The following is a 26,073-nucleotide window of genomic DNA, read 5'->3' as shown; positions in this document are numbered from 1 at the left end:
CTTTCTATACTGCAATCTCTTCATCTGCTCAGCCGAGTGGGACCGAAGAGATTGCAGGTGATGCTTGCTCCGCAAGCATCCTAATTGGAGAGTTTGATCCTGGCTCAGGACGAACGCTGGCGGCGTGCCTAATACATGCAAGTCGAGCGGAGTCTGAAAGGAAGCTTGCTTCCTTTTAGACTTAGCGGCGGACGGGTGAGTAACACGTAGGCAACCTGCCCTCAAGCCTGGGATAACTACCGGAAACGGTAGCTAATACCGGATAATTTCTTTCTTCTCCTGAGGAGAGAATGAAAGGCGGAGCAATCTGCCGCTTGGGGATGGGCCTGCGGCGCATTAGCTAGTTGGTGGGGTAACGGCCCACCAAGGCGACGATGCGTAGCCGACCTGAGAGGGTGAACGGCCACACTGGGACTGAGACACGGCCCAGACTCCTACGGGAGGCAGCAGTAGGGAATCTTCCGCAATGGGCGCAAGCCTGACGGAGCAACGCCGCGTGAGTGATGAAGGTTTTCGGATCGTAAAGCTCTGTTGCCAGGGAAGAACGTCCGGTAGAGTAACTGCTGCCGGAGTGACGGTACCTGAGAAGAAAGCCCCGGCTAACTACGTGCCAGCAGCCGCGGTAATACGTAGGGGGCAAGCGTTGTCCGGAATTATTGGGCGTAAAGCGCGCGCAGGCGGTTATTTAAGTCTGGTGTTTAAACCTTGGGCTCAACCTGAGGTCGCACTGGAAACTGGGTGACTTGAGTACAGAAGAGGAAAGTGGAATTCCACGTGTAGCGGTGAAATGCGTAGATATGTGGAGGAACACCAGTGGCGAAGGCGACTTTCTGGGCTGTAACTGACGCTGAGGCGCGAAAGCGTGGGGAGCAAACAGGATTAGATACCCTGGTAGTCCACGCCGTAAACGATGAGTGCTAGGTGTTAGGGGTTTCGATACCCTTGGTGCCGAAGTTAACACAGTAAGCACTCCGCCTGGGGAGTACGGTCGCAAGACTGAAACTCAAAGGAATTGACGGGGACCCGCACAAGCAGTGGAGTATGTGGTTTAATTCGAAGCAACGCGAAGAACCTTACCAGGTCTTGACATCCAACTAACGAAGCAGAGATGCATCAGGTGCCCTTCGGGGAAAGTTGAGACAGGTGGTGCATGGTTGTCGTCAGCTCGTGTCGTGAGATGTTGGGTTAAGTCCCGCAACGAGCGCAACCCTTGACTTTAGTTGCCAGCAGGTAGAGCTGGGCACTCTAGAGTGACTGCCGGTGACAAACCGGAGGAAGGTGGGGATGACGTCAAATCATCATGCCCCTTATGACCTGGGCTACACACGTACTACAATGGCCGGTACAACGGGAAGCGAAGCCGCGAGGTGGAGCCAATCCCAGCAAAGCCGGTCTCAGTTCGGATTGCAGGCTGCAACTCGCCTGCATGAAGTCGGAATTGCTAGTAATCGCGGATCAGCATGCCGCGGTGAATACGTTCCCGGGTCTTGTACACACCGCCCGTCACACCACGAGAGTTTACAACACCCGAAGTCGGTGGGGTAACCCGCAAGGGAGCCAGCCGCCGAAGGTGGGGTAGATGATTGGGGTGAAGTCGTAACAAGGTAGCCGTATCGGAAGGTGCGGCTGGATCACCTCCTTTCTATGGAGAATCGTTTCCTGCAACGGAAACATTCAAATATAAGTCTTCAGTAAGCTTGCTTCCTGAAGCGGGCTTTACTTCGTAAAGTCTTGAGCGTTTCCATTTGTTCGGTTTTGATGGAATTTGCGGGGCCATAGCTCAGCTGGGAGAGCGCCTGCCTTGCAAGCAGGAGGTCAGCGGTTCGATCCCGCTTGGCTCCACCAACAAACTTCATCTATTTGTATGTCTAAAATATTGGATACAACTTGATCCTTGAAAACTGGATACCGAAACGAATTTGCGTTTTAGAACATTCCTTTAAGCTGAACTTGTGTAAACAAGTTTCAATAATTAGTAATGCTTGAGCGATGGTTTTGGATGGTGAGCGACTTTTGGCTTTGAATATTCTAGCACACGGAGAAATCCGGGGGCGCTATTCAAAACAAGATGAGCGAAGCAGCCAATACCGGAGCAATTTGGTTAAGCTACTAAGAGCACACGGAGGATGCCTAGGCGCCAGGAGCCGACGAAGGACGTGGCGAACAACGAAACTGCCTCGGGGAGCTGTAAGCAAGCTTTGATCCGGGGGTGTCCGAATGGGGAAACCCAGCTGTGGTAATTCGCAGTTACTCGTATCTGAATACATAGGATGCGTAGAGGCAGACCAGGGGAACTGAAACATCTAAGTACCCTGAGGAAGAGAAAACAATAGTGATTCCGTCAGTAGCGGCGAGCGAACGCGGAACAGCCTAAACCAAGGGGCTTGCCTCTTGGGGTTGTGGGACGTCTCACATGGAGTTACAAAGGAATCGAGTAGGCGAAGAGGTCTGGAAAGGCCCGCGATAGAGGTAAAAGCCCTGTAGCCCAAACTGTGTTCCCTCCGAGACGGATCCCGAGTAGTGCGGGGCACGTGAAACCCCGTATGAATCCAGCAGGACCATCTGCTAAGGCTAAATACTACCTGGCGACCGATAGTGAAACAGTACCGTGAGGGAAAGGTGAAAAGCACCCCGGAAGGGGAGTGAAATAGAACCTGAAACCGTGTGCTTACAAAAAGTCAGAGCCCGTTTTAGGGGTGATGGCGTGCCTTTTGTAGAATGAACCGGCGAGTTACGTTTAACATGCAAGGTTAAGGTGAGAAGCCGGAGCCGCAGCGAAAGCGAGTCTGAATAGGGCGACTGAGTATGTGGACGTAGACCCGAAACCGTGTGATCTACCCCTGTCCAGGGTGAAGGTGCGGTAACACGCACTGGAGGCCCGAACCCACGCATGTTGAAAAATGCGGGGATGAGGTGGGGGTAGCGGAGAAATTCCAATCGAACTCGGAGATAGCTGGTTCTCCCCGAAATAGCTTTAGGGCTAGCCTCGGTGAATGGAGTGGTGGAGGTAGAGCACTGATTGGGTGCGGGGCCCGCAAGGGTTACCAAGCTCAGTCAAACTCCGAATGCCATTTACTTCTTGCCGGGAGTCAGACAGTGAGTGCTAAGATCCATTGTCAAAAGGGAAACAGCCCAGACCATCAGCTAAGGTCCCCAAGTGTGTGTTAAGTGGGAAAGGATGTGGAGTTGCACAGACAACCAGGATGTTGGCTTAGAAGCAGCCACCATTGAAAGAGTGCGTAATAGCTCACTGGTCGAGTGACTCTGCGCCGAAAATGTAACGGGGCTAAACACACCACCGAAGCTATGGCTAGGATCGACTTCACTGCGCCTTTGAGGCGTGTTTATCCAGATTGACATTGATGCCGTGAACCATCCGAAGGGATGAATGGCTAAATGCTTTCAGGGGATAAACACAGACTTCGAAGCTGGAGTGAAGTCGATCCTGGGGTAGGGGAGCGTTGTATATACGTTGAAGGTGTACCGTAAGGAGCGCTGGAGAGTATACAAGTGAGAATGCCGGTATGAGTAACGAAAAGATCAGTGAGAATCTGATCCGCCGAAAGCCCAAGGTTTCCTGAGGAAGGCTCGTCCGCTCAGGGTAAGTCGGGACCTAAGGCGAGGCCGACAGGCGTAGTCGAAGGACAACAGTTTGAAATTACTGTACCACCGTAATCCGCTATGAGCGATGGGGTGACGCAGGAGGGTAGTGACGCGGACTGATGGATGTCCGTCTAAGCAGTGAGGCTGGTGTGCAGGCAAATCCGCACATCGTAAGGCTGGGCTGTGATGGGGAGCGAAAATTACAGTAGCGAAGGTCATGATCTCACACTGCCAAGAAAAGCCTCTAGCCAGGAGAAGGTGCCCGTACCGCAAACCGACACAGGTAGGCGAGAAGAGAATTCTAAGGCGCGCGGAAGAACTCTCGTTAAGGAACTCGGCAAAATGACCCCGTAACTTCGGGAGAAGGGGTGCCTCGGTAGGGTGAATAGCCCGAGGGGGCCGCAGTGAAAAGGCCCAAGCGACTGTTTAGCAAAAACACAGGTCTGTGCGAAGCCGCAAGGCGAAGTATACGGGCTGACGCCTGCCCGGTGCTGGAAGGTTAAGGGGAGCGGTTAGGAGCAATCCGAAGCTGTGAACCGAAGCCCCAGTAAACGGCGGCCGTAACTATAACGGTCCTAAGGTAGCGAAATTCCTTGTCAGGTAAATTCTGACCCGCACGAATGGCGTAACGACTTGGGCGCTGTCTCAACGAGAGATCCGGTGAAATTTTAATACCTGTGAAGATGCAGGTTACCCGCGACAAGACGGAAAGACCCCATGGAGCTTTACTGCAGCTTGATATTGAATTTGGGTACGATCTGTACAGGATAGGTGGGAGCCGTTGAGGCAGGAGCGCAAGCTTCTGCGGAGGCGCCGTTGGGATACCACCCTGATCGTATCTAGGTTCTAACCTGGTGCCCTTATCGGGTACGGGGACCGTGTCAGGCGGGCAGTTTGACTGGGGCGGTCGCCTCCTAAAGAGTAACGGAGGCGTTCAAAGGTTCCCTCAGAATGGTTGGAAATCATTCGCAGAGTGCAAAGGCATAAGGGAGCTTGACTGCGAGACCTACAAGTCGAGCAGGGACGAAAGTCGGACTTAGTGATCCGGTGGTACCGCATGGAAGGGCCATCGCTCAACGGATAAAAGCTACCCTGGGGATAACAGGCTTATCTCCCCCAAGAGTCCACATCGACGGGGAGGTTTGGCACCTCGATGTCGGCTCATCGCATCCTGGGGCTGAAGTAGGTCCCAAGGGTTGGGCTGTTCGCCCATTAAAGCGGTACGCGAGCTGGGTTCAGAACGTCGTGAGACAGTTCGGTCCCTATCTGTCGTGGGCGCAGGAAATTTGAGAGGAGCTGTCCTTAGTACGAGAGGACCGGGATGGACGTACCGCTGGTGCATCAGTTGTTCCGCCAGGAGCATGGCTGAGTAGCTACGTACGGACGGGATAAGCGCTGAAAGCATCTAAGCGTGAAGCCCCCCTCAAGATGAGATTTCCCAAGTCAGTAAGACCCCTTGAAGACGACGAGGTAGATAGGTTGGAGGTGGAAGTGCAGCAATGCATGGAGCTGACCAATACTAATCGGTCGAGGGCTTATCCAAAAATTCTAACGCGCAGATTCGTTTCGGATTCAGTTTTCAGGAATCAAATCCTGAACGCAACGGAATTCATTCACACATCCGTGATGAACCGAATTTCAAGCGGCAGCGTCTGTTTCACAGACGCATGTTTGGTGGCGATAGCGGAGGGGTTCCACACGTACCCATCCCGAACACGACCGTTAAGCCCTCCAGCGCCGATGGTACTTGGACCGAGGGGTCCTGGGAGAGTAGGACGTTGCCAAGCACATAGGAACCATTGTTGAGCAATCGACAGTGGTTTTTTTGCTTTGTGCAGGGCTGTGGAAAAGCTGTGGATAGATTTCAGCAAGTGCAGAAAAATTACGCACATGTGGATACAATTTCAGGAATGAATCTCTCCCCGGTTAATGGGTGCAATATGCATAATATTGTGGATGAGTCAAGCGAAAACATAAGTAATACACCGATTTTGTGGATAAAAAGTGAATAATGTGGATAGATAAAACGTAATCGTGGATAACTCATTTCAGCTGGAAAGAATCTCTTTCCGGTTTTTTGCTTTGCTGTGCAAAAGCTGTGGATAACTATTCTTTTTGCAGCTGATGGCCAGCCTTTATTAGCATCCGGCGGCTTGGCTTGTTATACTCTCTAATAAGCAATTATTCAGTGTCAAACTTCGCAGTTAATCTATGGAATGTTAACGGGGGGAACAGAATGGAAATCAGGCAATTGCGTGCCGAAGAATTTGAGGACAGCCTGAGCTTGTCCGAATATGCTTTTAAGTATAAGGTTTCTGCAGAAGATAGAGTACGCGCCAGGGAGAACTTCAAACCGGAACAAACCTGGGGGATTTTTGAAGGGGACAGCATCGGCGCGAAGCTGACGCTACTTCCGTTACAGGTATATATACAGGGCAAGCCCGTTGCTATGGGGGGAATTGCCGGTGTTGCCACTTGGCCGGAGAACCGCCGGCAGGGGTATGTGGCCGAGCTGCTGACCCATGCGCTCCAGAGGATGAACGAAGCGGGTCAGACGTTGTCCTTTTTGCATCCGTTCCTGATTCCCTTTTACCGTAAATTCGGCTGGGAGATCTACTGTGAATATAAGAAGTACACCATTCCTGTAGGGAAGTTCCCGCACAAGACAGAGATACAAGGCACCGTGAAGCGCGGGATCTCGGATATTGCAGTATTCCAGCAGATGTACGATTCATTTGCCAGGAGGTATAACGGTACACTCCAGCGCAGCGAGTCCTGGTGGAAGGAGAGTGTGCTTGATGACGAGATGCATGCCTGTGTGTTTTATTCGGAGCAGGGTGAACCGGAGGGTTATGTGCTGTATAAAATAGTGCAGCAGGAGCTGGTCATCGATGAGTTCATCTATGGAAATGAGCAGGCCCGCCAAGGCTTGTGGACCTTCCTGGCCAATCATGATTCGATGATTACGGCTGCCCAGCTGAAGCTGGTGCCTGCTGACGACATTCTTCCCTTCCTCCTTCCCGATCCGCGGATTGCGCAGGAGAATTATCCATACTTCATGGCGCGTATCGTCAATGCTAAGGCTTTTGTGGAGAACATGACCTTTAATGTGCCGGAGGGTGACCGGGAGCGGGTGTTTTATATTGAAGATAAGCATGCAGCCTGGAATAACGGGTTATGGCGGTGGAATGTATCGGAGCACGGGGAAGCGACGCTTACCCGGATGCAAGGAGAGCGGTCAGAGGCTGATCTTCAATGCGGTATCGGCACGCTTACAGCACTGCTGATGGGATACAGACGTCCGCTTCAGGCAGCCCGGTACGGACAATTATCCGGGACGGCTGAGGCGGCAGCCTGGCTGGAAGCACTAATTCCGCAGGCCGAGACGGCATTATTCGATTTTTTCTGACACAAAACGGCTCTTCCCCTTCCCTTAGAAGCGGAGGAGCTCTGCCATACATAACGCCTAAATTCAGTGATCTCTGTGGGCAACCGGAATACAATACAGCCAAAAAGTAAAAAATAGAAGGTACCCCTTGGAATTCAGTGAGAATATGTTATAATATGAAAAAGTCAAAGAAAGTCAAAGTCAACGCAGGCCAAACGTCATCGTTCTCAGGAATGTAACATTTAGAAGAAAAGGGCAGCCCCAAGGCTATTGCAGCCGATTCTTAAATCCCTGCCCGGGTTAAATTCTTAAGAGCATGTCTGGACGGCAGGCGGAGGCGCAGCACGATTTTACCAATGCTAACACACTGGAGGGTGAGTGATGCGTAATATCTCCGATATTATTGAACAATATCTGAAGAATATTTTGCATGAGAGTCCCGAAGGTACGGTGGAGATTCAGCGCAATGATCTGGCGGACCAGTTCTCCTGTGTGCCGTCGCAGATCAACTACGTCATCAGTACACGGTTCACATTGGAAAAGGGTTATGTAGTGGAGAGCAAACGCGGCGGCGGCGGATATATCCGGATTCAGCGCTATGAGCTGCCACAGAATGTGGCCTTGTACGCACATCTGAACTCCACGATAGGGAATGATATAGATCAGAATTCTGCTGAAGGGCTGATTTATCAGCTGGAGGAGGCCCGTTTCCTCTCCAAACGTGAAGCATGTCTGATGCGTTCCGCTGTATCCCGGGAGTGCCTGACGGTCAATCTGCCGTACCGGGATGAGATTCGTGCCAAGCTTATGAAGGCCATGCTAATCTCTTTATTGGGCAAATAATTTGTCAAATGGTAAGGAGGGACACCGCTCATGTTATGCCAGGAATGCGGCGTCAAACCAGCTACACTCCACTTCACGAAGATCGTGAACGGGGAGAAGACGGAATTTCATATCTGTGAAAGCTGTGCAAGGGAGAAGGGCGAACTGATTCCCGGAACTGCGGGAGGCTTCTCTATCCACAGTCTGCTGTCCGGTCTGCTGGATCTGGAAGGCTCAGGCAAGGGCAAGTCGGCAGCGCAAAGTGTGCAGGGTCTGCATTGTGAAAACTGCGGCATGACCTATTCACAGTTCAGCAAGCTGGGACGGTTCGGCTGCAGCTCTTGCTATAAGTATTTCGACAGTACGCTCGACCCGCTCTTCAGACGGGTACACGGCAGTACGGCGCATGTCGGGAAGCTCCCACAGCGGGCGGGTGCACAGATTATGTGCAAGCGCCAGATTGATGAGCTGAAGCAGGAATTGCAGGAGAGCATTGTGCAGGAGGAGTTCGAGACCGCAGCTGAGCTGAGGGACAGAATCCGCAAGCTTGAAAAAGAAATGCTACAAGAGTAAAGTCTTTGATATATAGGGGGGATCAGGCATGTCAAGTCTCCGGTATACCGAACAAGCACTTAGTGAATGGATGCGCTGCGGCGGCAGTCATTCCGAGATTGTCATCAGCAGCCGTATGCGTATCGCCCGTAATCTGGAGCATCTTCCGTTCCCGCTGTTAGCTTCAACAGAGCAGGCGGAGGAGGTGCTGGAGCAGCTTGCCCCTGTATTTCAGGGTGAGGCATCGGCAGATTTCGGCAGCTTTGAACTGCTGAGATTGGATGAGCTGGGTGAGCTGGACAAAAAAGTGCTGGTCGAGAAGCATCTCATCAGTCCTAATCTGGCCGATGATTCCAAAGGCGGAGCAGTCATTCTTAATGAGGACGAGTCGGTCAGCATTATGATTAATGAGGAGGATCATCTCCGCATTCAATGCCTGTTTCCGGGGCTGCAGGTCAGAGAAGCCTGGGGCAGGGCAACCGCCATCGATGATATTTTCGAGGCTGCTGTCAATTACGCCTTCGATGACCGCAGAGGGTACTTAACAAGCTGTCCCACCAATGTGGGAACAGGGCTGAGAGCTTCGGTTATGGTGCATCTGCCGGCCTTGGTAATGACTCATCAGATCAACCGGATTTTGTCCGCAGTCAATCAGGTGGGGCTTACCGTTAGAGGAATTTATGGTGAAGGCAGCGAAGCAGTAGGGAATATCTTTCAGATCTCGAACCAGATTACGCTTGGTCAGACTGAAAGTGAGATTATCGAGAATCTTCATAGCGTAGTCACCCAGATTATAGAGCATGAGCGGAATGCGCGTGAACGCCTGCTGGCCGATTCCGCCCTGCGGATTACTGACCGTATCAAGCGCTCCTACGGGATTCTGGCCTATGCTGCTGTGATGGAACTGAAAGAATCTGCACAGCGGCTCTCCGATCTGCGGCTTGGTGTGGATCTGGGGATTCTGGAAGGGCCTTCGATTTCAGTGCTCAATGAGCTGAATGTCAAGACTCAGCCTGGTTTTCTGCAAAAGCTGTTCGGTGATGAGCTGTCAACGACTGAACGCGATATGTACCGGGCGAAGCTGCTCCGGGAGACACTGGGATCACAACATTAATTATAGATATTTATTATCCGTGGAGGTGCAGGAGATATGATGTTTGGAAGATTTACGGAACGCGCACAAAAGGTGCTGGCGCTGGCGCAGGAAGAAGCCGTACGTTTGGGACACAACAACATTGGGACAGAGCATATTTTACTCGGACTGATTCGTGAAGGAGACGGCATTGCCGCTAAGGCATTGATCGGACTTGGTCTGGGTCTGGAGAAGATACAAGATGAAGTGGAAACGCTGATCGGCAGAGGTCAGGAACAACCGACCAACATCGCTTATACTCCTCGTGCCAAGAAGGTCATCGAGCTGTCCATGGACGAAGCCCGCAAGCTGGGTCATACGTATGTGGGAACAGAGCATATCCTGCTCGGTCTGATCCGTGAAGGAGAAGGCGTAGCAGCCCGTGTGCTGAACAATCTGGGCATCAGCCTGAACAAGGCCCGCCAGCAGGTGTTGCAGCTTCTGGGCAGCAGCGAAGCGACCTCCAGTCACAGCGGGGCTCCGGCTAATGTCAGCACGCCGACGCTGGACGGACTGGCCCGCGATCTTACGGCATATGCCAAGGACGGTAACCTCGACCCTGTGATCGGCCGCAGCAAGGAAATTGAGCGTGTCATTCAGGTGCTGAGCCGCCGGACCAAGAATAACCCGGTACTGATCGGTGAGCCGGGGGTGGGTAAGACGGCGATTGCCGAAGGCCTGGCCCAAAAGATCATCAACAATGAAATTCCGGAGACGCTGCGCGACAAACGCGTAATGACCCTGGATATGGGTTCAGTCGTAGCCGGTACAAAATACCGCGGTGAGTTCGAAGACCGCCTCAAAAAAATCATGGATGAGATTCGCCAGGCGGGTAACATCGTGCTGTTCATTGATGAGCTTCATACGCTGATCGGAGCAGGTGGTGCGGAAGGTGCGATCGATGCCTCCAACATCCTGAAGCCTGCCCTGGCCCGTGGTGAGCTGCAATGCATCGGTGCCACAACGCTGGACGAATACCGCAAATATATTGAGAAGGACGCCGCTCTGGAACGCCGCTTCCAGCCGATCACGGTGGATCAGCCTTCGCCTACAGAAGCTGTTCAGATCCTGTTTGGCCTCCGCGACCGCTATGAAGCCCATCACCGGGTGAAGATTACGGATGAAGCCATTGTGGAAGCCGTCAAGCTGTCTGACCGCTATATTCCGGACCGGTTCCTGCCGGACAAGGCGATTGACCTGATTGATGAAGCTGGCTCCAAGGTAAGACTGAATTCTTACACCATTCCGCCGAATCTGAAGGAACTTGAGATGCGTCTCGATGATATCCGTAAGGAGAAGGATTCCGCAGTCCAGAGCCAGGAATTCGAGAAGGCTGCTGCACTGCGCGATACCGAGCAGAAGATTCGTGAAGAGCTGGACACTACGAAGAACCAGTGGAAAGAAAAGCAGGGCCGTACCGATTCTCAGGTTACCCCTGAGGATATCGCACAGGTGGTTGCCAGCTGGACCGGCATTCCAGTCAGCAAGCTGAAGGAAGAAGAGACAGACCGGCTGCTGAACATGGAAGCCCTGTTGCACGAACGTGTAATCGGCCAGGATGAAGCCGTGAAGGCGGTCAGCCGGGCGCTCCGCCGGGCGCGTGCGGGTCTGAAGGACCCGAAACGTCCGATGGGCTCCTTCATCTTCCTCGGACCTACCGGGGTCGGTAAAACCGAGCTGGCGCGGGCGCTTGCCGAAGCGATGTTCGGTGATGAGAATGCGGTAATCCGCATCGACATGTCGGAGTACATGGAGAAGCATTCCACCTCCCGTCTGGTCGGAGCGCCTCCAGGGTACGTAGGGTATGAAGAAGGCGGACAACTGACAGAGAAGGTGCGCCGCAAGCCTTATTCGGTTGTACTGCTGGATGAGATCGAGAAGGCTCACCCTGAAGTGTTCAACATTCTGCTGCAGGTACTGGAAGATGGCCGTCTGACCGATTCCAAGGGCCGGGTAGTCGATTTCCGTAACACACTGATCATCCTGACCTCGAATGTGGGAGCCCAGGCGATCAAGAAGAATTCGACGCTTGGATTCACGGCAGTTCAAGATGCAGGCGCTGATTACAGCAATATGAAGGGCAAGGTTATGGAAGAGCTGAAGAAGAGCTTCCGTCCCGAGTTCCTGAACCGGATCGACGAGATTATTGTCTTCCACTCTCTGGATGAGAAGCATATCGCCGAGATCGTTACCCTGATGTCCGAGGAGCTGCGCAAGCGTCTGCGTGAGTACGATGTAGACTTCCTGCTTACGGATACGGCCAAAGCGTTCCTGGCCAAAGAAGGCTATGACCCGGCCTTCGGTGCCCGTCCGCTCCGCCGGGCGATTCAGAAGCATATCGAAGACCGCCTCTCCGAAGAGCTGCTCAAAGGTAACATCAAGAAGGGGGATTCCCTCAATATTGATGAGGTGAACGGCGAGCTGGTAGTAACCACCGTCGAAGCACCGCCGGAGATCCCGCAGGAGAAAACAGTTGAAACTGAATAATAGTTCCGGAAAATGAAACAAAGCTCCCATTCCTCCGTATAGAGGGGCGGGAGCTTTATTTGTGATTCCGCCCTTCAGGCATCCTGAACACGCCGAAAGAAGACGCAAATGAAAAGTAGATCTTAAGTGACCTTCCGTTCAGTGTGCAGAAATGGTAAACTTTGAATAAGAGTAAAATATCCGCAATTTTAGCAAGTTCGGACGGTAAGGAGTGCACATGGCTAAACCTAAAACAAAATTTTTCTGTACCGAATGCGGTTACGAATCACCGAAATGGTTCGGGAAGTGCCCGGGCTGCCAGGAATGGAACTCGATGGTAGAGGAAACGGAAAGCGTCGTCAAAACACAAGGCATGAATGCACCTATTTTTCAGAGTAAAGAAAAGGCGCAATCGATCATAAATATAGAAAGTGACAAGGAGCCGCGTATTCTGACGGGCATCGGTGAGCTTAACCGCGTGCTTGGCGGCGGGATCGTTCCCGGCTCGCTGGTGCTGGTTGGAGGCGACCCCGGAATCGGGAAATCGACACTGCTGCTGCAGACCTCGCATGCTCTTACTACTCAGGGGCTGCGCGTGCTGTATATTTCGGGGGAAGAATCCGTGCGGCAGACCAAGCTGCGGGCCGACCGCCTCGGAGCGCTGTCTGCGGAATTGTACGTTCTATGTGAGACTAACATGGAGAGCATTGAGGAAGCGATTGAGCAGATTCAGCCTCAATTCCTCGTCATTGACTCCATCCAGACTGTATTTATGCCGGAGGTAACCAGTGCGCCGGGCAGTGTGGCACAGGTGCGGGAATGTACGACAAGATTCATGCGGATTGCCAAGATCCGGGGAATCGCCACAGTGCTTGTAGGGCATGTAACGAAGGAAGGCGCGATTGCCGGACCGCGCATGCTGGAGCACATGGTGGATTGTGTCCTTTATTTCGAAGGGGAACGCCATCATACGTACCGCCTGCTGCGGGCGGTGAAGAACCGCTTCGGCTCCACCAATGAGATCGGGATTTTTGAGATGGGGGAAATCGGGCTGACCGAGGTGGAGAATCCCTCCGAGCTGTTCCTGTCCGAGCGCCCGCTCGGAGTGGCCGGTTCCGCAGTGGTAGCCAGCATGGAAGGCACAAGACCCGTGCTTGTTGAATTGCAGGCGCTGGTGGCTTCGACCCATTTCCCTTCGCCTCGCAGAATGTGCACGGGTATGGATCATCAACGGATGGCGCTGATTATTGCTGTACTGGAGAAGAGGATGGGCATGTTCCTGCAGAATCAGGATGCTTACCTCAACGTTGCGGGAGGGGTGAAGCTGGATGAGCCGGCGGTTGATCTGGCTGTCGCCATCAGCATTGCCTCCAGCTTCCGTGATTTCCCGACCAAACCGTATGACGTGTTCTTCGGGGAGGTAGGACTTACCGGCGAGGTTAGAGGAGTATCACGCGCAGAGATGCGGGTGAAAGAGGCGGCCAAGCTTGGCTTCCGGCGGGTGATTATGCCCGAGAAGAGTCTGAAGGGCTGGAAGCATCCGCAGGATATCCAGATTATAGGCGTCAGCACAGTAGCACAGGCACTAGCGGTCGCGTTAGATTAGGGGGCACAGGGACATGAAAGAATATAATCCATTAGATAATATGAATGATCTGCTTAGAATGGCCGCACCGGGAACACCCTTCCGGGAGGGGCTGGAGAATGTGCTTCGCGCGAAGACCGGGGCACTGATTGTTGTCGGATATAGTCCGGAAGTGATGGAGGTTGTCGATGGCGGCTTCTCCATTAACTGCGATTTTTCGCCCAACTATTTATATGAACTGGCCAAAATGGACGGGGCGATTATTCTGAGTGAGGATCTGAAGCGGATTCTATACGCCAATACGCAGCTGATTCCCGATTCCTCCATCTCTTCCATCGAGACGGGAATCCGGCACCGGACGGCTGAACGTGTAGCCAAACAGACCGGCAAACTGGTAGTTTCCATTTCCCAGCGACGGAATATTATTACGCTGTATCAAGGCTCCATCCGTTACGCGCTCAAGGAAATCGGTTCGATTCTGGCCAAAGCCAACCAGGCGATTCAGACCCTGGAGAAGTACAGAGCCGTACTGACACAAGGGTTGACCAACCTGTCCGCCTCTGAATACGAGGGAATTGTGACGGTGGCCGAGGTCGTCGGTGTGATCCAGCGCGTGGAGATGGTGCTGAGAATCAAAATGGAAATTAAGCGTTACATCAACGAGCTTGGCAATGAAGGCCGCCTGATCAGCATGCAGATGGAAGAACTGGTGGGAAATACTGAGGAAGAAGCATGGCTGCTGTACAGAGACTATGCAAGAGTGGAGCAAGAGGACAAGATCCGCGAGATCATTGCCGGGCTGAAGCGCAGCACGGATGATGAGCTGATGGATGACAACCATATAGCCCGTCTGCTCGGCTATTCCTCGACAGCGATTTCCTCCGAAGAAGCTGTGACTCCGCGCGGTTACCGCCTGCTCAACAAGATCCCAAGGCTGCCGAATGTAATTATACACAATTTGGTGGAACGCTTCGAAAGACTGCCGAATCTTATGACGGCAAGCATTGCTGAACTCGATGAAGTGGACGGCATTGGCGAGGTCCGGGCACGTAATATTCAGGACGGATTGAAGCGGCTCCAGAAACAAGTTCTTATTGACAGACAAATGTAAATACCATACAATCACGTAATGCTGCAATCCCCTGTAGTACAAGTAGGAAAATTGAGGTGAAGAAATGATACAAAAATCAATTCCAAGTCTTTTTACGATTGGTAATCTGATGCTTGGAATGTTTGGTATCATGATGGCGTTTGACGGCAAGCTGAGCATGGCCGCTATCATGGTGATTATCGCGATGCTGCTGGATGGGCTGGATGGCCGTATGGCCCGTGTGCTGAAATGTGAGAGTGAATTCGGCAAGGAGCTGGATTCTTTATCTGATGTGGTTTCGTTCGGAGTAGCGCCGGCGCTGATTATGTATTTGACAAGTCTGCAGGAGCTGAATCCTGCACTGGGGTGGACGATCACAGCCATCTTCCCTGTATTCGGAGCCTTGCGTCTGGCCCGCTTCAATGTCCGCCCGGGGATTCCGGGATATTTCGTAGGATTGCCTATTCCTGCTGCGGGCGGGGTCCTGGCCACGCTTGCGCTTTTCCATAAGGATGTATCTGCACCATTCATGATTGTGGCTACCCTGCTGTTGTCTTATCTGATGGTCAGCACAGTGAAGTATCCCAACTTCAAGAAGATCGGTTTTCCCAAAAAAGCGGTTATAGGCGCACCTGTAGTGATCGTAATCGCTGTAGCTGTGGCCGTTGTCTTCCCTGAACAGATTGCCAAGCTGATCTTTGGATTGCTTGCGCTGTACGCCTTGTACGGCTTCAGACAGAGCTTAGGACTGTTCAAGGTCCGCCGGCAACGCCGCCGCAGAAGACGCTCGGAGGATAAGGTATATCATTCCAAGAACGGATAGCCCTTCATCAGAACTTATTTCATTCATAGACCGGTAACAAGTGGAAACGGTACCGTCCTTTTGAAGGACGGTACCGTTTCAGCGAGAAATATAAGGATAAGTTATTGCGTGAAACATATAAATTCTTATATTTGTACAAAAGGCATTGCCTTTCCTGAATATCAGGAGAGTGCAATGCCTTTTTGCTGCCTGCGGAAAGGGAAGTCTACGGCATACGGTCCCCTCTGAGCTGGCGGAATGGATGAAGGAGAGCGGGAGCAGTCTGCTCAGGACAAGTTGAACAAGCCGAGGGTTGCGCATTTCTGCGATTCCTTGGCTACAACCTCGTCCATATTGATGTCAAGCAAATTGCAGAGTGCAGACATGTAGAACAACTCGCGGCCCAGCTCCGAGCCAATGACCTCCCGGCAGTTCTCACACAGTTCCCCGGCCAGATGGGTCCCGGCAAGCTCCTTGGCTTGCTCAAGGCCCAAGGTGGGTTCGAAGACCTGCTTGGTGGCATGCAGCTGAATGCAGCCGCATTCGGTAATGGCTTTGACGACGGCCCGGTTGACGGAAGCACTGCTCTGTCCATTCTTGGACAAGACATCCAGAAGACTACGGTGACGGAGCAGCAGTTCGGAGACTTGATCCTGAAAGGCCTGTAAACTTGGTGCGCTCATTTTCCATTCACCCCTGGGTTCGAATTGAGTTCATTATATGCCAGGGCCTCCCTCATTTTCAACCAGCAATAGAAGTTTACGGCAATTGAAGCAGCCAGGAATTTCAGGCTTGCAGAAAAAATAACGCTCTCCTGGATTATCGTCCTAAAAATTGGAACATACTGGTGAGGTATAGAGGATTGATGGATGAATAAAAGGAGGTGCGAGGTTATGTGGAAAAAAATGATTTTGATGCTTGCCGGGTGTTGTGGAGCCTGGTCCGGTTATTCGCTATATCACGCGGCAGAAAGAGGGTTCCCGGTTGGCTTTGGGAAACTGGAGGATAGCTTGCCTATGGAAGGAAGCGTTTTATTTGCGGTGCTGGGTGCCATTATTTTTCTGATTGCGGGGACTTTATGCGCGGACTGGGCAAGTTCGAAACTGCGGGAGGCGGTTGCGTATTGCTCGCGTATCCCGATGAGCGAGCTTGCTGCAGGCGCAGCGGGGCTTACGGGAGGTCTGCTGCTGTCTCTGCTGCTGTATCCCGCTATGGCCTGGCTGGGCAAGGCAGGGGAGCTGCTGCAGGTGGCTGCTACACTGGCCCTGGGTTATATGGGACTGCGGGTTGGGCTGGAGAAGCAGGAGGAGCTGGCTTCGCTCTGGAATACCGGACGCTGGGCGCGCTCTACCGAACCAGAGGAACGCGGAACTCAGGAGCATAAGATCCTCGATACCAGCGTGATTATTGACGGACGGATTGCGGACATCTGCAAAACGGGCTTTATCGAAGGCACGATTGTGATCCCTGAGTTCGTCCTGGAGGAGCTGCAGCATATTGCCGATTCATCGGACCTGCTGAAGCGTAACCGGGGACGCAGAGGACTGGATATTCTGAATAAAATTCAGAAGGAGCTGGACGTCAAGGTGCTGATCTATGAAGGGGATTTCGAGGAAATTTCGGAAGTGGACAGCAAGCTTGTCAAGCTGGCGAAGGTGCTGCACGGCAAGGTCGTCACCAACGACTTCAACCTTAATAAGGTGTGCGAGCTCCAGGGAGTGTCGGTGCTGAATATTAATGATCTGGCGAATGCAGTGAAGCCGGTGGTACTGCCGGGCGAAGAGATCATTGTTCAGGTGATCAAGGACGGCAAGGAACATGGACAAGGTGTAGCCTATCTGGACGATGGTACGATGATTGTTGTGGAAGGCGGCCGGGATTATATCGGCACTACGATGGAGGTTCTGGTGACCAGCGTGCTGCAGACATCGGCAGGACGGATGATTTTTGCCAAACCGAAGCTTCTGGAAAAAGCACAATAAGTTCAGCCACGGTCTCCGGCAGCGCCCTTGCGGGCTTGGAAATGGCAGCCAAACACGTTATGATGGGAGTATACGTGAAAGACAGGAGCCAAAAAGAATGTCAAACAGTGTAGGCGCCGTTATCGTAGCGGCAGGCAGAGGAACCCGGATGGGAACGGCAGAGAGTAAGCAGTATTTGCTGCTGCAGGGCAAACCGATTATCGTGCATACGCTGGAGATATTCCAGAAGCTTGAGCTGATCTCCGAAATCGTGCTGGTCACCGGCGAAGAGGATGTGCAGCGCTGCCGGCAATGGGTACAAGCCTACAAGCTGGATAAAGTGACAGCAGTCATTCCCGGCGGAACGCAGCGCCAGCATTCGGTACGCCGAGGACTGGATGAACTGAAGACCGGCTGGGTCATGGTTCATGACGGGGTAAGGCCGTTCGTGCAGACTCACGAGATAGAGGCTTGCCTCGAACGGGCACAGTCAGCCGGAGCATCGGTGCTTGCAGTACCGGTTAAGGATACGATCAAGCAGGTGGACAGTGAGGGCAACGTGCTGTCTACGCCGGATCGGCGAAGTCTGTGGGCGATTCAGACCCCGCAGACTTTTCGTTTGTCCGATCTGCTGTCCGCCTATAAGGAGGCGGAGCGGGACGGTTTTCTCGGTACAGATGATTCCAGTCTGGCGGAACGCAGCGGCATTACCGTGTCCGTTGTAGAAGGCAGCTACATGAACATCAAGATCACGACACCGGAGGACCTGGATTTCGCAGAATTCACAGTAAGAAGCAGGGGAGAGGAACACAGATGATTGCTGTAGGACAAGGATTTGACGTACACCAGCTGGTTGAGGGAAGGCCGTGCATTATCGGCGGAGTGACGATCCCTTATGAGAAGGGGCTGCTCGGGCATTCCGATGCGGATGTGCTGCTGCATGCGGTTAGCGATGCTATACTGGGAGCGCTGGGCCTTGGGGATATCGGCAGACATTTTCCGGATACGGACCCGGCCTTCAAGGATGCAGACAGCCTGAAGCTGCTGGAGCAAGTATGGGCACTTGCGCGTGAGCGCGGATACCGGCTGGGAAATATCGATTCGACCATCATTGCACAGAAGCCCAAGATGGCGCCTTATATTCCGCAGATGACCGAGATTATTGCCCGCACGCTGGGCGCTGACCTGTCGAAGGTTAATGTAAAAGCAACGACGACTGAACAGCTTGGCTTCGCGGGGCGCGGAGAGGGAATTGCCGCCCAATCTATTGTCTGTCTGCTGCAAGATGTGATATCATCGTGAGATGGCTTTAGCGTAAGGAAAGGCCTAATTTTAACCATTATGAAGCGGAGGGATACCCATGGCGGATCAAGTTCGGGTGCGTTACGCACCGAGCCCTACGGGACATTTACATATCGGAAATGCCAGAACAGCCTTGTTTAACTATCTGTTCGCCCGCAATCTGGGCGGCAAATTCATTATCCGGATTGAAGATACGGATCTTAAGCGCAACATTGCAGAAGGTGAAGAGAGCCAGCTGAAGTACTTGAAGTGGCTGGGAATCGATTGGGATGAGAGCGTGGATGTAGGCGGGGAATACGGACCTTACCGCCAGACTGAACGTCTGGATCTATACCGTGTATACTGGCAGGATCTGCTGGACCGCGGTCTGGCTTACCGCTGCTACTGCACGGAAGAAGAGCTGGAAGCCGAACGTGAGGAGCAGACGGCACGCGGCGAAACTCCGCGTTATTCCGGCAGACACCGTAATTTGACCGAGGAGCAGCGCCTGGCCTATGAGGCGGAGGGACGCGTTGCCAGCATCCGGTTCCTTGTTCCCGAAGACCGTACTTATACCTTCAATGATATCGTCAAGGGCAGCATCTCGTTCAATACCAAAGAAATGGGCGACTTTGTCATCGTGAAGAAGGACGGGATTCCGACCTATAACTTCGCCGTAGCGGTGGACGACCATCTGATGGCCATCTCCCATGTGCTGCGCGGAGAAGATCATATCTCCAACACTCCGCGTCAGCTCATGATCTATGAGGCGCTGGGCTGGGAAGCTCCGCTCTTCGGCCATATGACGCTGATTGTCGGCGATGACCACAAGAAGCTGAGCAAACGGAATGAATCGATCATTCAGTTCATCGAACAGTACGATCAGCTGGGCTACCTGCCTGAAGCTCTGTTCAACTTCATCACCCTGCTGGGCTGGTCGCCGGAGGGGGAAGAGGAGATCTTCACCAAGGAAGAGCTGATCTCAATCTTTACGGCGGACCGCCTGTCGAAGAGTCCGGCAGTGTTCGATACGAACAAGCTGGCGCATCTGAACAATCACTATATCAAGCATGCCGATCCTAAGCGGATCGCGGCACTCGCCATTCCTCATTTGCAGAAGGCGGGCCGCCTGCCTGAGGTACTCAGTGAGGAGCAGCAGAGCTGGGCGGAGAGCCTGGTTGCGCTGTACCAGGAGCAAATGACAGCCGCATCGGATATTGTCGCCCTCTCCGAGCTTTTCTTCCGCAGCCACCTGGAGCTGGAGACTGAAGCGGCACAGGTACTTGCCGAAGCCCAGGTTCCTGAAGTGCTGTCCGCATTTCTGGCCAAAGTGGAGGCTGCCGAAGATTTCAGCGCTCCGCATATGGCTGTGCTGATCAAGGAAGTGCAGAAGGAGACCGGACATAAGGGCAAAGCGCTGTTTATGCCGATTCGTGTCGCTCTTACCGGGCAGATGCATGGCCGTGACTTGAATGCTACGATTGCGCTGCTCGGCCGTAGCCGGGTCATCGAACGTCTGAAATCACAAATCAAAGGCGCGTAAGCAGGACAAGCGAGGGGAGAAGACCCTTGTCAGTTCAGTGGCTTTTCGCTAAGATAGAAGAATATATGAATAGCTGGGATCAGGAAAAGTAGGCGTGCACAGACATTTGCCAGAGAGAATAACCGCTTAAGGGCCAAGGCCCTTGCAGGCTGGGAGTTATTCATTTGTCTGCCGCTGAAGATGCACCTGTGAGCTGCATGGTTGAACGTCCCTGTGCGGGGGCTGTAGACTGTGCCGGGCTGTCGCCGTTACAGACGCCAAGAGGAACACCGGATACAGGGGCTGCGAAGTGAAACAGCTCTGGCGTATACGAATGTTCAAGCAGAGTGGGACCGCGGTTAAACGTCTCTGCAGCTATAATGCTGCAGGGGCGTTTTTTGTTGAAAAGTCACAGAAGAGGGGAACTGCGATGTTTAAGCATATCAAGTCGGACATTCAGGCAGTATTCGACAATGATCCCGCCGCCCGCAGCAGGTTCGAGGTCGTTTTCACCTACGCCGGGCTTCACGCGATCTGGGCACACCGGACGGCCCACTCTTTTTACAAACGCCGCTGGTTTACCCTGGCCCGTATGGTCTCTCAGATCAGCCGGTTCATGACCGGTGTGGAGATTCACCCGGGCGCGGTCATCGGCAGCCGGTTGTTTATTGATCACGGAATGGGTATTGTCATTGGTGAGACCTGCGAGATTGGCGATGATGTTATTATCTATCAGGGGGTTACACTCGGGGGAACCGGTAAAGAGAAGGGCAAGCGCCACCCTACCGTCGGCAACAATGTGGTCATCGGCTCCGGTGCCAAAGTACTGGGTTCCTTCCGAATCGGCGATAATTCTAATATCGGCTCTAACGCAGTTGTGCTGCGTGAGGTGCCAAACAACAGTACGGTAGTAGGCAATCCGGGGCGTGTGGTCAAGCGTAACGGAGAACGTGTGTCCGACCGGCTGGATCATACCAAGATGCCTGACCCGCTGATCGATTCGCTCCGGTTCCTGCAGAAGGAGATCGAGGAGATCAGGGAACAGATGGGTGCTGAAGATAAGCAGAAGACGGAACAGCGGCGGCTCGAAAGCCAGCAATATATCGGCGATTACGAAATTTAAGGGTACCGGCAGTTCAGGAATCCGGGGACAATAGAAAGGGTTGGGAGAAGAATGGCTTTGCACATTTACAACACAATGACGCGCACGAAGGAAGAATTTGTACCGCAGGAGCCGGATAAGGTCAAGATGTACGTCTGCGGACCCACGGTCTATGGCTATATGCATATCGGAAATGCGAGACCGGTTATTGTTTTTGACATGGTGCGCAACTATCTGGAGTCGCTTGGCAATGAGGTCCGCTATCTGACGAACTTCACCGATGTGGATGATAAAATGATCCGTAAGGCCGAAGAGCTGAACATCACCGTAGCCGAGGTTGCCGAAATGTTCATTGCCGCCTATCAGGAGGATCTGGCCGGGCTTGGCGTGAAGCCGGCGACGATGAATCCGCGCGTTACAGAGAGCATGGACACGATTATCGCATTCATTAAGGAACTTGAGGACAAGGGCTTCGCTTATGAGAACGGTGGAGATGTGTATTACCGTACCGGCAAATTTGCCAATTACGGCAAGCTGTCCCGCCAGAATCTGGAGGAGCTGCGGTTCGGTATCCGTGTCGAGGTGGATTCGCGCAAGGAGAACCAGGAGGATTTCGTTCTCTGGAAGGCGGCTAAGCCTGGCGAAGTGCACTGGTCCAGTCCATGGGGAGAGGGGCGTCCCGGCTGGCATATTGAGTGCTCGGCGATGGTGCGCGAATATTTGGGTACAACGATCGACATCCATGGGGGCGGCGAGGATCTGAAATTCCCGCATCATGAATGCGAATGTGCCCAGACGGAAGTGCTGACGGGCGAACCGCTGTCGAATTACTGGATGCATAATGCCTTTCTGAATATCGGTGACGAGAAAATGTCGAAATCGCTCGGGAATGGTCTGCTGGTGAAGGATATCCGTGCGCGCTTCAAGCAGGGCGCCATCCGGTACTTCATGCTATCCAGCCATTACCGCAATCCGCTGAACTTCACCGAGGAAGCCCTGCTGTCTGCCGAGAAAAGCGTAGAGCGGATCGCGCTGGCCGAAAGCAATGTGAAGCATCGCCTGGAGCTGGCTGCGGAGGGAGCAGAGGGTCAAGCAAGTCCGAAGATTGCGGACCGGCTGGCCGCCATCCTTAGCAACTTCCATGCCCGCATGCAGGATGATTTCAATACACCCGATGCCATCACGGCGGTGTTCGACTGGGTGAGCCTGGCGAACCTTACGCTTGCGGATAATGATGCGCAGCCTGCTGACTTCGCAGCACTGCTGAAGGCTTTTGCCGGGATGAATTCGGTGCTTCGCCTCACTGTAGAGACTGAGGAAGAGGTGGCGAGCGAAGAGGTGGAACGCCTGATTGCGGAGCGTGCAGAAGCGCGCAAGAATAAGAACTGGAGCCGGTCGGATGAAATCCGCGATGAGCTGAATGCGCTGGGCATTCTGCTGGAAGACACACCACAGGGAATGCGGTGGCGGCGCAAATGAGCGGACCGTTTGATCTGAACCGCGCCTGGTTCCCGTATGAGCCCTCCAAACCGGCCAATCTGCTGTCACCTATTGTCCTTGCGTATGCAGGGGACGCCATCTACGAGGTCGCCGTCCGGCAGTATCTGATCTCGCTGCCTAATCTGCGTCCGAATCATCTGCACCGCTCGGCTACCGGGCTGGTCTCCGCCAGGGCGCAGAGCACCATACTCGCTTTTCTGGAGCCGGTGCTCACAGAGGAGGAGAAGGATGTGGTCAGACGGGGACGCAATGCCAAATCGGGCAGCATTCCCAAAAATGCGGATGTGCTGGAATACCGCCACGCCACCGCTTTTGAATGTCTGGTCGGCTATTTATATTACACCGGACAGCAGGTGAGAATTCAGGAGCTTGTTCACAGCAGTATTGAATATATGATGCACCGGCCCAAGTGAGTATACAGAACAGGAGATAAAACCATGGAAGAATTGAGAACAGAAGAGGAAATACTGGCAGGCAAGCATTCAGTGCTTGAAGCCCTTAGAGCGGGACGCACACTCAACAAGATCTGGATCGCCGAGACCGCGCAAAAGCACCTGACCGCACCTATCGTTGCGGAAGCGCGCAAGGCGGGCATTGTGATTCAGCATGTGGACAAGCGTAAGCTGGATCAGCTGGCACCGGGTGTCCAGCATCAGGGCGTGGTTGCGCAAGCGGCACCTTTTGCCTACACAGAGGTTGCTGATATTCTGGCGGCTGCTGAAGCCAAGGGAGAACCGCCGTTCCTGCTGCTGCTGGATGAGATTGAAGATCCGCATAACCTCGGGTCTATCCTGCGTACGGCAGACTGTACAGGTGTGCATGGTGTCATTGTGCCGAAGCGGCGCTCGGCGCAGATTACAGCTACCGTATCCAAGACCTCTGCCGGTGCAGTTGAATATGTGCCTGTGGCCCGCGTAACGAATCTGGGACAGACCATTGACCGGCTGAAGGAGCTGGGGGTCTGGGTAGTCGGCACGGATGTGGATACCGATCAGAATCTGTTCGGATCGGATATTTTTACCGGACCGGTAGCCGTGGTGATCGGCAATGAGAACAAAGGGATGGGCCGCCTCATCCGTGAGAAATGCGATGTGCTGCTCAAGCTGCCGATGGCCGGAAGAATCAACTCTCTGAATGCTTCGGTGGCGGCGGGCGTAATCATGTACGAGGTACTCCGCCGCCGCCAAGAACAGGGATAATGATGGCAGACTGGCGCGATATCCTGCTCGTGGACGGATACAACATGATCGGCGGCTGGCCGGAGCTTGCGGCATTGTCGCAGACCGGCATGCAGGCGGCACGCGACCGGCTGCTGGATATGCTGGCCGATTATCAGGCATTCTCCGGGCTGCGCGTCATTGCCGTATTTGATGCCTACCGTGTACCGGGGCTGGGGCGTTCTTTCGTGCAAGGGAAGGTCCAGGTTTTTTTCACCAAAGAGAAGGAAACGGCAGATGAATGCATCGAACGGCTGGTAGGTGAATTCACGCACCGCCGCAGACAGATCTCGGTAGCCACCAGTGATTTTGTAGAGCAGCATGTCGTTTTTGCCCAGGGTGCACTGAGGATTTCAGCCAGGGAACTGCGGCTTGAGATCGAGGAGAACCGGAAGCAGGTGAAGAAAGCCATCGAACCGGGAAGTGTAGCCGGGAACCGCCACTCGCTGGAAGACAAGCTGCCTCCGGAGACGCGCAAACGGCTGGAGGACTGGCGCAGACAGTAGGACAGAATCGGCAGTTGCTCTTGCGGGAAAATGACATAATATGTTATTGAAGATTGTTTTTGGACAATTCCGGTTGACGGTGTAAGGTAACATAATATATACTGTTCCTATATTTCGAGAAGTAACGATGTGTCTTGCGTTGCAGCCGGGGGGATTCTTGGTGAGTGTCGACCTCAAGGAAATAATGCTGTCCGAGTATGATTTCATAAGTGATGAAGAAATTGTCGAGATCTTCCGTAGTGGCGACAGTGGCGCATTGGAGCATTTAATTAACAAGTACCGTAATTTTGTGCGTGCCAAGGCCCGTTCCTATTTTTTGATCGGGGCAGATCGTGAAGATATTGTGCAGGAAGGCATGATTGGCTTATACAAGGCCATCCGTGACTTCAAGGGTGACAAGCTGTCATCGTTCAAGGCCTTTGCTGAGCTGTGCATCACCCGTCAGATTATAACCGCCATTAAGACAGCTACCCGCCAGAAGCATATTCCGCTTAATTCATATGTCTCGTTAGACAAGCCCATCTATGATGAGGACTCCGACCGGACATTGATGGATGTGATCTGCGGAAGCCAGGTGCTGGACCCGGAAGAGTTGATTATCAACCAGGAGGAGTTCATCGGACTGGAAGATAAGATGGCCGAGATTCTGAGTGATCTGGAACGTAAGGTTCTGATGCTCTATCTGGACGGACGGTCCTATCAGGAGATTGCCGAGGATTTGAAGCGGCATGTGAAGTCCATTGACAATGCTTTGCAGCGTGTGAAACGTAAATTGGAAAGATATCTGGAAGTGCGTGACAATTAATGATATAATGACTAGGAAGGCTCGGGACTCGAGTCTTTTTTTAGTGTCCACTAGACTGGAAGACGATGAATTTACGATGGCTGAAGCGTTGGATGATGGCAGGTTTATACACAAGCGGATTGCAGCATAATGATATGGAAGACAGCCAGTGGTAAAAGGAAGAAGCAAGATCAAAGATGACAATTGACGTAAGGCTACGGCACCCGAAATTACCCAGTGCGATGGGGGAAACTTTCGTTGACACAGACATTGATATTATGCTAAAGTGTTTTAGGTAGGCCTAAATTCGCGGCTTTTTTTTGAATCAATATCTACGTCTTCTAATTTAACCGTTAGAAGTACGTCTTCGGGAGGTGCACATCATGCGGGTAATTATCACTTTGGCTTGTACAAGTTGCAAACAAAGAAACTATGCAACAACCAAAAACAAGCGAAATCACCCCGACCGCTTGGAGATGAAGAAATTTTGCAAGTTCTGTAACGAGCAAACTCCTCATCGCGAAACCAGATAGTCTTTTGGAGGTGTAGTCGGCGTGAAACGTAGTTTCAAGTCTTTGTTTTCCTTTTTCACTGAGAGCTGGAGTGAACTCAAAAAGGTTCGCTGGCCTAGCCGTAAAGAACTGAAAAACTATACATTGATCGTTCTCGGTACAATTGTAGTTATTTCTCTTTACTTCTGGGTTCTGGACATCGGTATTTCCGCTGTGATTGAAGCGATTATTTAGAGAGGTCCCAGGTG

Annotated in this window: 22 protein-coding genes, 1 tRNA gene and 3 rRNA genes; 25 read left to right on the top strand and 1 reads right to left on the bottom strand. The window is 52.9% G+C overall.

What is annotated here, in order from left to right:
- Positions 1 to 81: 81 nt before the first annotated feature.
- The 12 genes from MHH28_RS19355 (at position 82) to pssA (ending at position 15,461) form a co-directional block, all read left to right on the top strand.
- Positions 82 to 1,642 (top strand): 16S ribosomal RNA (locus tag MHH28_RS19355).
- 127 nt (positions 1,643 to 1,769) lie between these two features.
- Positions 1,770 to 1,845 (top strand) — tRNA-Ala (locus MHH28_RS19350).
- A 254-nt stretch (positions 1,846 to 2,099) separates the two neighbouring features.
- Positions 2,100 to 5,146, top strand: a 23S ribosomal RNA gene (locus tag MHH28_RS19345).
- Positions 5,147 to 5,273: 127 nt separating this feature from the next.
- A 5S ribosomal RNA gene (gene rrf, locus MHH28_RS19340) occupies positions 5,274 to 5,390 on the top strand.
- Together the 16S, 23S and 5S rRNA genes with 1 tRNA gene alongside form the textbook arrangement of a ribosomal RNA operon.
- 449 nt (positions 5,391 to 5,839) lie before the next feature.
- Entirely contained in the window at positions 5,840 to 7,012 is a 1,173-nt protein-coding gene (gene eis / locus MHH28_RS19335; RefSeq protein ID WP_405104618.1) for an enhanced intracellular survival protein Eis, read from the top strand.
- 360 nt (positions 7,013 to 7,372) lie between these two features.
- Entirely contained in the window at positions 7,373 to 7,834 is a 462-nt protein-coding gene (locus MHH28_RS19330; RefSeq protein WP_036721901.1) for a CtsR family transcriptional regulator, read from the top strand.
- A 30-nt stretch (positions 7,835 to 7,864) separates the two neighbouring features.
- A complete protein-coding gene (locus MHH28_RS19325; protein ID WP_405104616.1) occupies positions 7,865 to 8,386 on the top strand; it encodes a UvrB/UvrC motif-containing protein in 522 nt (173 codons plus the stop codon).
- A 28-nt stretch (positions 8,387 to 8,414) separates the two neighbouring features.
- The gene (locus MHH28_RS19320; RefSeq protein WP_405104614.1) at positions 8,415 to 9,479 is read left to right on the top strand and encodes a protein arginine kinase; all 1,065 of its coding nucleotides are present in this window, start codon (positions 8,415 to 8,417) and stop codon (positions 9,477 to 9,479) included.
- A 36-nt stretch (positions 9,480 to 9,515) separates the two neighbouring features.
- Positions 9,516 to 11,984 (top strand): ATP-dependent protease ATP-binding subunit ClpC, encoded by a 2,469-nt coding sequence (clpC, locus tag MHH28_RS19315; RefSeq protein WP_405104612.1) that lies wholly within the window; start codon positions 9,516 to 9,518, stop codon positions 11,982 to 11,984.
- 217 nt (positions 11,985 to 12,201) lie between these two features.
- Positions 12,202 to 13,569 carry a DNA repair protein RadA gene (radA, locus tag MHH28_RS19310; RefSeq protein WP_036692317.1) on the top strand — a complete coding sequence of 456 codons (1,368 nt, stop codon included), beginning with the start codon at positions 12,202 to 12,204 and terminating at the stop codon, positions 13,567 to 13,569.
- Between the two features lie 13 nt (positions 13,570 to 13,582).
- Positions 13,583 to 14,659 carry a DNA integrity scanning diadenylate cyclase DisA gene (gene disA, locus MHH28_RS19305; protein ID WP_405104609.1) on the top strand — a complete coding sequence of 359 codons (1,077 nt, stop codon included), beginning with the start codon at positions 13,583 to 13,585 and terminating at the stop codon, positions 14,657 to 14,659.
- A 64-nt stretch (positions 14,660 to 14,723) separates the two neighbouring features.
- Positions 14,724 to 15,461 (top strand): CDP-diacylglycerol--serine O-phosphatidyltransferase, encoded by a 738-nt coding sequence (gene pssA / locus MHH28_RS19300; RefSeq protein ID WP_405104607.1) that lies wholly within the window; start codon positions 14,724 to 14,726, stop codon positions 15,459 to 15,461.
- Between the two features lie 266 nt (positions 15,462 to 15,727).
- On the opposite strand, the gene MHH28_RS19295 is transcribed toward pssA, so the two are convergent.
- Positions 15,728 to 16,123 (bottom strand): DUF1573 domain-containing protein, encoded by a 396-nt coding sequence (locus tag MHH28_RS19295; protein WP_405104605.1) that lies wholly within the window; start codon positions 16,121 to 16,123, stop codon positions 15,728 to 15,730.
- A 210-nt stretch (positions 16,124 to 16,333) separates the two neighbouring features.
- On the opposite strand from MHH28_RS19295, the gene MHH28_RS19290 reads away from it, so the two are divergent.
- The 13 genes from MHH28_RS19290 to secE all read left to right on the top strand — a co-directional run bounded on the left by MHH28_RS19290 (position 16,334) and on the right by secE (position 26,059).
- Positions 16,334 to 17,422, top strand: coding sequence for a PIN/TRAM domain-containing protein (locus MHH28_RS19290; protein WP_405104603.1), 1,089 nt, complete (start codon positions 16,334 to 16,336; stop codon positions 17,420 to 17,422).
- 97 nt (positions 17,423 to 17,519) lie between these two features.
- Positions 17,520 to 18,218: a 2-C-methyl-D-erythritol 4-phosphate cytidylyltransferase gene (gene ispD, locus MHH28_RS19285; RefSeq protein WP_405104601.1), complete on the top strand. Its 699-nt coding sequence runs from the start codon at positions 17,520 to 17,522 to the stop codon at positions 18,216 to 18,218.
- Complete coding sequence (gene ispF / locus MHH28_RS19280) at positions 18,215 to 18,703, top strand: 2-C-methyl-D-erythritol 2,4-cyclodiphosphate synthase (RefSeq protein ID WP_405104599.1); 489 nt, start codon at positions 18,215 to 18,217, stop codon at positions 18,701 to 18,703. The genes ispD and ispF overlap by 4 nt, the downstream gene beginning before the upstream one ends.
- A gap of 58 nt (positions 18,704 to 18,761) precedes the next feature.
- Positions 18,762 to 20,225, top strand: coding sequence for a glutamate--tRNA ligase (gltX, locus tag MHH28_RS19275; RefSeq protein WP_405104597.1), 1,464 nt, complete (start codon positions 18,762 to 18,764; stop codon positions 20,223 to 20,225).
- A gap of 164 nt (positions 20,226 to 20,389) precedes the next feature.
- Positions 20,390 to 20,518 (top strand): hypothetical protein, encoded by a 129-nt coding sequence (locus tag MHH28_RS19270; RefSeq protein WP_405104595.1) that lies wholly within the window; start codon positions 20,390 to 20,392, stop codon positions 20,516 to 20,518.
- Between the two features lie 116 nt (positions 20,519 to 20,634).
- Positions 20,635 to 21,327: a serine O-acetyltransferase gene (gene cysE / locus MHH28_RS19265; RefSeq protein ID WP_405104593.1), complete on the top strand. Its 693-nt coding sequence runs from the start codon at positions 20,635 to 20,637 to the stop codon at positions 21,325 to 21,327.
- Between the two features lie 51 nt (positions 21,328 to 21,378).
- A complete protein-coding gene (cysS, locus tag MHH28_RS19260) occupies positions 21,379 to 22,785 on the top strand; it encodes a cysteine--tRNA ligase (RefSeq protein WP_405104591.1) in 1,407 nt (468 codons plus the stop codon).
- The gene (locus MHH28_RS19255; protein WP_405104589.1) at positions 22,782 to 23,219 is read left to right on the top strand and encodes a Mini-ribonuclease 3; all 438 of its coding nucleotides are present in this window, start codon (positions 22,782 to 22,784) and stop codon (positions 23,217 to 23,219) included. The genes cysS and MHH28_RS19255 overlap by 4 nt, the downstream gene beginning before the upstream one ends.
- 24 nt (positions 23,220 to 23,243) lie before the next feature.
- Entirely contained in the window at positions 23,244 to 24,005 is a 762-nt protein-coding gene (gene rlmB, locus MHH28_RS19250; RefSeq protein ID WP_042140140.1) for a 23S rRNA (guanosine(2251)-2'-O)-methyltransferase RlmB, read from the top strand.
- Between the two features lie 2 nt (positions 24,006 to 24,007).
- Entirely contained in the window at positions 24,008 to 24,529 is a 522-nt protein-coding gene (locus tag MHH28_RS19245) for an NYN domain-containing protein (protein WP_405117176.1), read from the top strand.
- A gap of 160 nt (positions 24,530 to 24,689) precedes the next feature.
- Positions 24,690 to 25,334: an RNA polymerase sporulation sigma factor SigH gene (gene sigH / locus MHH28_RS19240; RefSeq protein WP_405104587.1), complete on the top strand. Its 645-nt coding sequence runs from the start codon at positions 24,690 to 24,692 to the stop codon at positions 25,332 to 25,334.
- A 362-nt stretch (positions 25,335 to 25,696) separates the two neighbouring features.
- Complete coding sequence (gene rpmG, locus MHH28_RS19235; protein ID WP_074086515.1) at positions 25,697 to 25,846, top strand: 50S ribosomal protein L33; 150 nt, start codon at positions 25,697 to 25,699, stop codon at positions 25,844 to 25,846.
- A 21-nt stretch (positions 25,847 to 25,867) separates the two neighbouring features.
- The gene (gene secE / locus MHH28_RS19230; protein WP_036692354.1) at positions 25,868 to 26,059 is read left to right on the top strand and encodes a preprotein translocase subunit SecE; all 192 of its coding nucleotides are present in this window, start codon (positions 25,868 to 25,870) and stop codon (positions 26,057 to 26,059) included.
- Positions 26,060 to 26,073: the final 14 nt, after the last annotated feature.

Source organism: Paenibacillus sp. FSL K6-1217, from assembly GCF_045040735.1.
In the GTDB taxonomy this organism is placed as follows: domain Bacteria; phylum Bacillota; class Bacilli; order Paenibacillales; family Paenibacillaceae; genus Paenibacillus_AQ.
This window is presented reverse-complemented; position numbering and strand designations above follow the sequence as displayed.

Excerpts from the sequence above, each read along its gene's own strand:
- eis (WP_405104618.1), top strand. The coding sequence starts at position 5,840 with ATGGAAATCAGGCAATTGCGTGCCGAAGAATTTGAGGACAGCCTGAGC.
- MHH28_RS19330 (WP_036721901.1), top strand. The coding sequence starts at position 7,373 with ATGCGTAATATCTCCGATATTATTGAACAATATCTGAAGAATATTTTG.
- MHH28_RS19325 (WP_405104616.1), top strand. The coding sequence starts at position 7,865 with ATGTTATGCCAGGAATGCGGCGTCAAACCAGCTACACTCCACTTCACG.
- MHH28_RS19320 (WP_405104614.1), top strand. The coding sequence starts at position 8,415 with ATGTCAAGTCTCCGGTATACCGAACAAGCACTTAGTGAATGGATGCGC.
- clpC (WP_405104612.1), top strand. The coding sequence starts at position 9,516 with ATGATGTTTGGAAGATTTACGGAACGCGCACAAAAGGTGCTGGCGCTG.
- radA (WP_036692317.1), top strand. The coding sequence starts at position 12,202 with ATGGCTAAACCTAAAACAAAATTTTTCTGTACCGAATGCGGTTACGAA.
- disA (WP_405104609.1), top strand. The coding sequence starts at position 13,583 with ATGAAAGAATATAATCCATTAGATAATATGAATGATCTGCTTAGAATG.
- pssA (WP_405104607.1), top strand. The coding sequence starts at position 14,724 with ATGATACAAAAATCAATTCCAAGTCTTTTTACGATTGGTAATCTGATG.
- MHH28_RS19295 (WP_405104605.1), bottom strand. The coding sequence starts at position 16,123 with ATGAGCGCACCAAGTTTACAGGCCTTTCAGGATCAAGTCTCCGAACTG.
- MHH28_RS19290 (WP_405104603.1), top strand. The coding sequence starts at position 16,334 with ATGTGGAAAAAAATGATTTTGATGCTTGCCGGGTGTTGTGGAGCCTGG.
- ispD (WP_405104601.1), top strand. The coding sequence starts at position 17,520 with ATGTCAAACAGTGTAGGCGCCGTTATCGTAGCGGCAGGCAGAGGAACC.
- ispF (WP_405104599.1), top strand. The coding sequence starts at position 18,215 with ATGATTGCTGTAGGACAAGGATTTGACGTACACCAGCTGGTTGAGGGA.
- gltX (WP_405104597.1), top strand. The coding sequence starts at position 18,762 with ATGGCGGATCAAGTTCGGGTGCGTTACGCACCGAGCCCTACGGGACAT.
- cysE (WP_405104593.1), top strand. The coding sequence starts at position 20,635 with ATGTTTAAGCATATCAAGTCGGACATTCAGGCAGTATTCGACAATGAT.
- cysS (WP_405104591.1), top strand. The coding sequence starts at position 21,379 with ATGGCTTTGCACATTTACAACACAATGACGCGCACGAAGGAAGAATTT.
- MHH28_RS19255 (WP_405104589.1), top strand. The coding sequence starts at position 22,782 with ATGAGCGGACCGTTTGATCTGAACCGCGCCTGGTTCCCGTATGAGCCC.
- rlmB (WP_042140140.1), top strand. The coding sequence starts at position 23,244 with ATGGAAGAATTGAGAACAGAAGAGGAAATACTGGCAGGCAAGCATTCA.
- MHH28_RS19245 (WP_405117176.1), top strand. The coding sequence starts at position 24,008 with ATGGCAGACTGGCGCGATATCCTGCTCGTGGACGGATACAACATGATC.
- rpmG (WP_074086515.1), top strand. The coding sequence starts at position 25,697 with ATGCGGGTAATTATCACTTTGGCTTGTACAAGTTGCAAACAAAGAAAC.